Raw genomic sequence first — 8159 nt, forward strand, 5'->3', positions numbered from 1 at the left:
TAAATTTTATACTTCCTTTTAAAAAAGCCCCCAATATTCATTGGGAGCTACATAACGGTTAATGGTGGTTCTTTTTCAATCAATTTTTCAATTTGATTGTTTTCACCCATAATGGCTACCTTCGGATGATGGGTTTTTAATTCTTCATCAGAAACTAAAGCATAGGATATAATAATGACAATATCCCCTTTTTGAACAAGTCTTGCGGCAGCACCATTTAAACAAATGACCCCACTGTGTCTTTCACCGGGAATAACATATGTTTCTAGTCTTGCCCCATTATTATTATTCACAATTTGTACCTTTTCATTGGGCAAAATGCCTACCTGCTCAAGAATGTACTCATCAATCGTAACACTTCCAACATAATTTAGATTTGCTTCCGTTACCTGTGCACGATGGATCTTTGCATTCATCATGTTGCGAAACATGTCTAATCCCCCTGTATTAAAACTCTGTAACTAGTTCTCCCTCTGAATTGAGAATTATATTGTCGATGAGACGCGCTTTCTCAAAATGAACAGCGATAGCAATAATCATATTGCCATCTGAAAAATTATAAGCTTCTAGCTCAGGATATGTCAATAAATCAACATAATCTATTTTACCATGAGTATTTGATTCGATAAAGTCCACAATCCTTTGAATAATAGAATTTCGATTACGTTCCCCTTTTTGAATCATTTCCTGTGCTTTCAATAAGGATTGATATAAATAAGGTGCTTCCTTTCTTTCCAATGGAGATAAATATACATTCCGCGAGCTTTTGGCCAGCCCATCAGCTTCCCTTACTGTAGGTACTCCAACTAGTTCAAGGGGGAAATTATAATCATCAAGGAGAGCTTTTACTACCGCAACTTGTTGAGCGTCTTTCATCCCAAAATAAACTTTATCAGGTATTACCAAGTGAAAAAGCTTAGCTAATACAGTGACTACCCCGTCAAAATGTCCGGGTCGGCTTTTTCCACATAATACATTTGTTCTTTTGTTCACTGTCATAGAAATGGACAGTGGTCTTGGATACATAACATCTATATTTGGGGTATAAACGATATCCACCTGCTCTTTTTGGGAAATTTGTAAATCGCCCTCTTCATCTCTTGGATATCGGTCAAAATCTTCTTCTGGTCCAAACTGAAGTGGATTAACAAAGATACTCAATACAACAAGATCATTTTCTAGTCTTGCCCGCTTCAACAAGGATTGATGTCCTTCATGAAGAAACCCCATAGTCGGAACAAACCCAATTGTTTTCCCCTGTTTTTTTTTCTCTTTCATATATTGTTGTAATTCATTAGGGTTTTTAATTTGAATCATTTACTATTTTCCTCCGTGCTTAGGCAAATTGGATGGGTCCATGGTAAAAGAATGTTCTCCACTAGGGAACGTACCATTTTTCACTTCGTTTACATAAGTAGAAATGGCTGAAGAAAATAATTGTCCTCCATCCACATAAGGTTTTACAAATTTAGGTAATCTTTTTACCCCATATGTTAATATGTCATGATAGACAAGTACTTGTCCATCACAATGAATACCAGCTCCAATCCCTATGGTTGGAATGGATAGTTCATTTTGAATAAGTTGAGACAATTCCTTAGGTACACACTCCAATACAAGTGCAATAGCCCCTGCTTCTTCCACAGATTTTGCATCATTAATTAATTGTTTAGCTTGCTCCTTACTCTTTCCTTGCACTCGATAACCACCCAATACATTAACTGATTGAGGGGTTAAACCGATATGTCCAACAATTGGTATCCCAGCATTAGTTAGTTTTGAGATGATCGGTAAGACTTCACCAGCACCCTCCAGTTTTAATGATTGTGCTTGTGTCGATTGATAGATCTTCATACCGTTCGTTAGAGCTTGTTCCATAGATATATGGTAAGACATGAATGGCATGTCCACCACAACAAATGTGTTAGGTGCTCCTCTTACGACAGCTTTTCCGTGGTGGATCATATCTTCAACGGTTACAGGAATTGTGGAATCGTATCCCAAGACTACCATTCCCAAGGAGTCTCCAACCAGGATCATATCCACCTCAGCTTCTTCTGCCATCTTTGCAGAAGGAAAGTCATAGGCTGTTATCATGGTGATTCTTTCCTTGTTTTCTTTCATTTTTTTGAAATCGATTCTTGACTTCATTTTTGTTCCTCCTTTTCCCATCGAATTTGAGCAGAGTAAAATGTTCGTAATTTCAATCGATCATCTAATACTACTAATCCTCCATTCTCATCAATTCCTACCAGTTTTCCTTCGATTTGAGTTCTACCGCTCTCAATAATGGCCAATTCACCTAAACGATAACCTGATTGCTCCCATTTATTTTTAAATTGCTTAAAACCGAATTCAATATAGGTCTGAAAGGCTTCTTCAAATTTTCCAAAGAAACTTTGGATGATAGACACCCTACTCAAAGGTTGGCCACTCTCTTGTTTAAGCGAAGATGCAATATCTTTTATTTCCTCTGGAAAATCTGTTTGATTGACATTGATTCCAATACCTAAAATAACATATTGAATCTGATCTTGTTCTGCTTGCAATTCTGTTAAGATACCAGCAATTTTCTTTCCATTTATCATGATATCATTGGGCCATTTTATCCTTGGATCAAGGGTAGTAAACTCTCTAATGACTTCAACTAGGACGGTAGCTGTCATTAACGTTAACTGCGGTGCCCGAAAAGGCTCTATGGATGGACGAAGAACTAGACTCATCCAGATCCCATTTTCTGAAGAGGAATGCCATGGCCGATTTAACCTCCCGCGCCCTGAAGTTTGTTCGTCTGCAATGACTACCGTTCCATGTGGCGCTCCCTCTTGAGCCATAGTGTGAGCAATACTTTGAGTAGAAGACACTGACTCAAAATGATGTATTTCCTGTCCAAGCCATTCTGTTTTCAAGCCCCATTGTAAGGTGTTACTACTGACCTTATTGGGAAATCTCTGAATTCTATATCCTTTTCGTGAAACAGCTTCTATTTCGTATCCATCTCTTTTGAGCTCATTCATATGCTTCCAAATGGCTGTACGACTAATCCCTATTTTTTCAGAAAGCTCTTGCCCAGAATAAAATTGATTTGGATCCTTGGAAAGTAACTCTATTAACTGCTTTCGTGTAGTTTCCATTTCCGAATCCAGTCCTTTATTTCAGATTTTTGATTAGGTACTTTCCCAAGAACAATTTGACTTTCAATTTTCTTTAATAATTGTTCTATCCAAGGACCAGGAGATTGAGTAGGAAACAAACTCAAAAGGTCGTTTCCATTTATGGATAATTCTTTTCTAGATTTTATCGGAAGATTTTGATATGCCACCTTTACCTTTTCCATTTGCGGCGATGATTTAATTCTAGAAAGTAAATTTCCGAAAATTTCTACCTCTTGAGGATTCAACTCATAAATGCAAAGTTCTATTGGCTGACCTGAATCATATAGTTTTAACCTATTTATTTGGTTTTGTGCCATTTGTTTCGCCTCTTTTGATAACTTCCATTTTTTCATCCATAAGTTAGGTGTGACATTAGGTATTTCATAACCTATAAAAGCTATAAATTCAGTAACACCAGCTTTAAAAGGATATGTACCTTTTCGTTTAAGTGTTTGAAGAATTTGCTCATCATCCTGAAACAAGGGCAGTTCCTGATTCAAGCCTAGTGTACCAAACAGTTCAATCCCTTTTTTTACATTTGACTGAATTAACAGCTTTCCAAATTCCATAGTAATTCTCTCTACGGCAATGTTATTTAAAAGAGGTTTTAGTTTTAGAATAGCTTTTGCCGCCTCCTCATCTAATGAAAAGCCTAATTGAGATACAAACCGTACAGCACGCATCATCCTAAGAGGATCCTCTTCAAAACGTTCAATAGGATTCCCAACAGTTTTAATGACACCCTTTTGTAAATCTCCTTGCCCATTAAAAGGATCTATTATTTTTGAATTTTCATCCATTGCCATTGCATTGATAGTAAAATCTCTTCTGGCCAAGTCTTTTGAAATATCCTGAACAAACAAGACACTTGATGGATGACGATAATCTTCATATTTTCCTTCCATGCGAAAAGTAGTTACTTCATATTTGTTATCCTCAAGAAGAACTAGTACTGTCCCATGCTCAATTCCAATAGGGACAACATTCTCAAACAATTTTGTTACTATCTCTGGAGATGCCGAAGTAGCGATATCAACATCAGAAATCGGTTTATCTAGTAATAAATCTCTTACTGCTCCTCCAACAAAATAGGATTCAAATCCTGCCTCTTTCAGTTTTTGTAAAATAGGTAATGCCGATTTAAAGACTTGATCCATAACATTCTTCCTTTAATGTTTCAGTAGCTAATACTTCTTGGTAAATTCTCTCATATTGATCCACGATATGTTTAGATTTGAAAAAGTTCTGGACTCGAGCTAATCCATTTTCCGAAAAAGTGTTCCACAAAGAAGGACTTGTTAGTATGTCTAATGATTTTTTTGCAATATCTTCTATATCTCCTGGTTCACAAATAAAACCAGTCTGCCCATCGACAATTACTTCTGGGATACCACCAATATTAGTACCTATACATGGCACACCACATGCCATTGCTTCTAATAACACTAACCCGAAAGATTCTTTTTCGGATAATAGTAGTTTTAAATCAGAAATTGATAATAGTTCAGAAATATTTTCTTGTTTTCCTAAGAGTAAGATTTTGTCCTCAAGATTTAATTCTTTAATGAGCTTTACAATCGAATAGTATTCAGGCCCATCTCCTACTAAGAAGAGCTTTGCAGGAATCTTTTCTTGAATCATTGAAAAAGTATAAACTACATCCTGTACTCGTTTAACTTTTCTAAAATTTGATACGTGTATGACAACTTTTTCATCATCAGATATTCCAAACTGCCCTTTAAGTTGTTTAACTTCTTCCTTTTTATGGTATTCTCTTTCATCAACAAAATTATAAACGACTTCTATATCTTTTGAGATTGAAAGAAAGTCCTTCGTTTGCGAAACAAGGGAGTGTGAAACAGCTGTCACTCGATCTGATTGATTTATACCGAACTCAATCATTCCGCTAAATCCGGGATCAGTCCCAAGTATCGTTATGTCAGTTCCATGCAAAGTAGTAATGATTTTAACATCTCTTTTAACCATTTGCTTAGCTAAGATTGCACATATCGCGTGAGGCATTGCGTAGTGGGCATGTAAGATATCTAAATGTTCTTCCTCAATAACTTCTGCCATTTTATTCGCCAAGGCTAAATCGTAAGGAGGATACTGAAAAACAGGATAATGGCTGACATCTACCTCATGAAAAAAAATGTTAGGATAAACCTTTTGCAACCTAAAAGGAACGTGTGAAGTTATAAAATGTATTTCATGTCCTTTCTCAGCTAACATTTTTCCGAGTTCTGTTGCAATAACACCAGACCCCCCTACAGAAGGATAACAAGTAATCCCAATCTTTAACTTCATTGCATTCACCAAATCCCTTTACTCTTTTTTTCTATCGCGAATAACTTTTCTCCAATCTAAATCTCCTCGTTCTAACCCGTGAATAATGATTTCTGCAGCCCCCATATTCGTTGCAAGTGGAATTTGGTATACATCACACAAACGCATTAAAGCACTAACATCTGGTTCATGTGGTTGAGCGGTAAGTGGGTCTCTGAAAAATATAACCATGTCCATCTCATTATCAGCAATTTTGCCACCTATTTGTTGATCTCCCCCGAGTGGGCCCGATTGAAACCTATGAATTTTCAATTGTGTTTCTTCCATTATTCTCTTTCCTGTTGTGCCGGTAGCGTACAGGTTATGCTTTTCAAAGATGGACTCGTAGGCTATGACAAATTGAATGAGTTCATCTTTCTTTTTATCATGTGCAATTAATGCAATATGCATGATTATCTCTCCCTTAATCTAATAAGTACTCTAAACCATATACTAGAACATCTAGCTTCATTACTTTTTCAACAGAAAGCTTAACACCCGTCATGAAAGAGGCACGATCGTATGAATCATGTCTTATTTTTAAAGTTTGACCTAATCCACCGAATATCACTTCTTGATGTGCAACAAGACCAGGTAAACGGACACTATGAATTTTCATTCCTTCTACATCAGCACCACGTGCCCCTATTAACGTTTCTTTTTCATTTATATGTCCCTGAGTTTTTTTATCCCTTACCTCTTGAATAAGCTCAGCTGTTTTAATGGCAGTGCCAGATGGGGCATCTAGCTTTTGATCATGATGCTGCTCAATAATCTCTACATCAGGAAAGTACTTAGCTGCCCATTTTGCGAATTGCATCATGAGAACTGCTCCAATAGCAAAGTTAGGTGCAATAATTGCACCAAGCTCCTTAGAGGAAGCTAAATCGCTGATCTCATCTAACTGTTCTTGTGTAAATCCAGTAGTACCTACGACGGGGCGAACATTATTTTCTAATGCAATTTTTGTATGACGATATCCCGCTTCTGGAGAAGTTAAATCAATAAGGACATCAGGCTTTGTCACTTGCAATCCTTCTTCAATATCTTCATAAATTAATGCATCAAATGGAGGAAGACCTTCTATGTCCTTTACCAGCTTACCACCATTTCTTCGGTCAATGACACCAACAAGTTCGAAAAGTTCTTCTTTATGTATCATTTTTAAAGCCTCTGATCCCATTTTTCCACGTGGCCCAGCAACTATAACTTTGATTTTATCCATGCTTTATTCCTCCTTCTTTGTCCATCGATCTTTATCTCTTGTTTCAATTTTTTCCATACTTCTCGTAAAGGCGTCCTCTAGGCTAATATTCAACGAATTAGCAAAACATATCAGTACAAAGAGAGTATCCCCTAATTCTTCCTCCATAGATTTCTCCTTTTCCGTGGACTTTTTAGGTTTCTCCCCATAAAAATGATTGACTTCCCTAGCCAATTCCCCTACTTCCTCAGTTATTCTAGCCACCATGGAAAGAGGGGAAAAATATCCTTCCTTAAATTGAGAAATGTATTGGTCGACTCTTTTTTGCATTTGTTCTGTTGTTAAACTTGGTTGTTCCATATTGTAACCACCTTATATAACTTCTCTTTATCCTTTCATGTTAGCTAAAGAACTAAGATTTGACAAATTTTTTTACTTTTTGTTCCCGTAAAGGCAATTGCTCTCTATCCTTCCATTGTCTATAATGAAGGGGGTACAAAGTAAAGGGGGGCTAAAAGTTGTTTTTTAAAGGAGTACAGATAAAAAATATACTGGTCATATTATTAGGATCAGCTATTTTTTCTTTTGGCTTGGTCCATTTCAATATGGAGAATGAGTTAGGAGAAGGGGGATTTTCGGGCATCACCCTTCTACTTTACTTTTTGCTTGGTTGGGATCCTGGAATTACAAACATTTTGTTAAATATCCCTGTATTTTTTATCGGATGGAAAATGTTGGGTCGAACAACATTTATCTATACGGTTATTGGAACCTTTGCGGTTTCGATTTTTTTATGGGTCTTCCAAAATGATTCCTTACATATCACATTAACGGATGATCTAACTCTCGCAGCATTATTTGCAGGCGTATTTGTCGGAATTGGTCTTGGGCTGATTTTTCGTGTGGGTGGTACAACCGGTGGAGTGGACATCATAGCAAGACTCGTTCACAAATATGTAGGCTGGAGTATGGGAAGAACCATGTTTCTATTTGACGCTATAGTCATTGTAGCCTCGATTATTTTATACTTGAGTTACGTTCAAGGGATGTACACCTTGGTCGCAGTTTTTATTGGGGCAAGGGTCATCGACTTCATACAAGAAGGTGCTTATTCAGCAAGAGGAGCTATGATCATATCTGAGAAAAGCGACCTCATTTCTAGAAAAATCATGAAAGAAATGGATCGAGGGGTCACTGTTCTAGCAGGAAGAGGTAGCTACACTGGGACTCAGCGAGATGTTTTATATTGTGTAGTAGGAAGGAATGAAATTGTAAGACTGAAAGGAATCATTAACTCCATTGACCCCCATGCGTTTGTTGCCGTTACCTCGGTTCATGATGTATTAGGGGAAGGATTTACGTTAGATGAAAACAAAAAACCATTACGAGAACAATAGAAAAACTCGGCTTATCGTTAAAGGAATTCTTGAAAGCGTATATCGAGTAGGAGGATAATCATTAGTTGATTATCCGAC

At 37.0% G+C, this 8159-nt stretch carries 10 protein-coding genes; 1 reads left to right on the plus strand and 9 read right to left on the minus strand.

What is annotated here, in order from left to right; translation table 11 throughout:
* Positions 1-47 precede the first annotated feature (47 nt).
* The 9 genes from RZN25_12845 to RZN25_12885 are packed head-to-tail and all read right to left on the minus strand — an operon-like array spanning position 48 to position 7044.
* Positions 48-431 carry an aspartate 1-decarboxylase gene (locus RZN25_12845; GenBank protein ID MEQ6377702.1) on the minus strand — a complete coding sequence of 128 codons (384 nt, stop codon included), beginning with the start codon at positions 429-431 and terminating at the stop codon, positions 48-50.
* Positions 432-447: 16 nt separating this feature from the next.
* A complete protein-coding gene (gene panC / locus RZN25_12850; protein MEQ6377703.1) occupies positions 448-1317 on the minus strand; it encodes a pantoate--beta-alanine ligase in 870 nt (289 codons plus the stop codon).
* Positions 1318-1320: 3 nt separating this feature from the next.
* On the minus strand, positions 1321-2151 hold the full coding sequence (panB, locus tag RZN25_12855; GenBank protein MEQ6377704.1) for a 3-methyl-2-oxobutanoate hydroxymethyltransferase: 831 nt from the start codon (positions 2149-2151) through the stop codon (positions 1321-1323).
* Positions 2148-3134, minus strand: coding sequence for a biotin--[acetyl-CoA-carboxylase] ligase (locus RZN25_12860; GenBank protein MEQ6377705.1), 987 nt, complete (start codon positions 3132-3134; stop codon positions 2148-2150). The genes panB and RZN25_12860 overlap by 4 nt, the downstream gene beginning before the upstream one ends.
* Entirely contained in the window at positions 3110-4312 is a 1203-nt protein-coding gene (locus RZN25_12865; GenBank protein ID MEQ6377706.1) for a CCA tRNA nucleotidyltransferase, read from the minus strand. Before RZN25_12865 ends, RZN25_12860 begins: the two co-directional genes overlap by 25 nt.
* Complete coding sequence (gene bshA / locus RZN25_12870; protein ID MEQ6377707.1) at positions 4296-5462, minus strand: N-acetyl-alpha-D-glucosaminyl L-malate synthase BshA; 1167 nt, start codon at positions 5460-5462, stop codon at positions 4296-4298. The genes RZN25_12865 and bshA overlap by 17 nt, the downstream gene beginning before the upstream one ends.
* Before the next feature lie 18 nt (positions 5463-5480).
* The gene (gene mgsA, locus RZN25_12875; GenBank protein ID MEQ6377708.1) at positions 5481-5891 is read right to left on the minus strand and encodes a methylglyoxal synthase; all 411 of its coding nucleotides are present in this window, start codon (positions 5889-5891) and stop codon (positions 5481-5483) included.
* A gap of 13 nt (positions 5892-5904) precedes the next feature.
* Entirely contained in the window at positions 5905-6705 is an 801-nt protein-coding gene (dapB, locus tag RZN25_12880; GenBank protein ID MEQ6377709.1) for a 4-hydroxy-tetrahydrodipicolinate reductase, read from the minus strand.
* A gap of 3 nt (positions 6706-6708) precedes the next feature.
* Positions 6709-7044 carry a nucleotide pyrophosphohydrolase gene (locus RZN25_12885; GenBank protein MEQ6377710.1) on the minus strand — a complete coding sequence of 112 codons (336 nt, stop codon included), beginning with the start codon at positions 7042-7044 and terminating at the stop codon, positions 6709-6711.
* Between the two features lie 158 nt (positions 7045-7202).
* Here RZN25_12885 and RZN25_12890 point away from each other — a divergent pair, with 158 nt between their 5' ends.
* Entirely contained in the window at positions 7203-8081 is an 879-nt protein-coding gene (locus RZN25_12890; GenBank protein MEQ6377711.1) for a YitT family protein, read from the plus strand.
* Positions 8082-8159 lie beyond the last annotated feature (78 nt).

The organism is Bacillaceae bacterium S4-13-56 (assembly GCA_040191315.1).
Taxonomy (GTDB): domain Bacteria; phylum Bacillota; class Bacilli; order Bacillales; family JAWJLM01; genus JAWJLM01.

Coding starts and splice junctions, on each gene's coding strand:
- RZN25_12860 (MEQ6377705.1), bottom strand. CDS start 3,134: ATGGAAACTACACGAAAGCAGTTAATAGAGTTACTTTCCAAGGATCCA.
- dapB (MEQ6377709.1), bottom strand. CDS start 6,705: ATGGATAAAATCAAAGTTATAGTTGCTGGGCCACGTGGAAAAATGGGA.
- panC (MEQ6377703.1), bottom strand. CDS start 1,317: ATGATTCAAATTAAAAACCCTAATGAATTACAACAATATATGAAAGAG.
- mgsA (MEQ6377708.1), bottom strand. CDS start 5,891: ATGCATATTGCATTAATTGCACATGATAAAAAGAAAGATGAACTCATT.
- RZN25_12865 (MEQ6377706.1), bottom strand. CDS start 4,312: ATGGATCAAGTCTTTAAATCGGCATTACCTATTTTACAAAAACTGAAA.
- panB (MEQ6377704.1), bottom strand. CDS start 2,151: ATGAAGTCAAGAATCGATTTCAAAAAAATGAAAGAAAACAAGGAAAGA.
- bshA (MEQ6377707.1), bottom strand. CDS start 5,462: ATGAAGTTAAAGATTGGGATTACTTGTTATCCTTCTGTAGGGGGGTCT.
- RZN25_12885 (MEQ6377710.1), bottom strand. CDS start 7,044: ATGGAACAACCAAGTTTAACAACAGAACAAATGCAAAAAAGAGTCGAC.
- RZN25_12845 (MEQ6377702.1), bottom strand. CDS start 431: ATGTTTCGCAACATGATGAATGCAAAGATCCATCGTGCACAGGTAACG.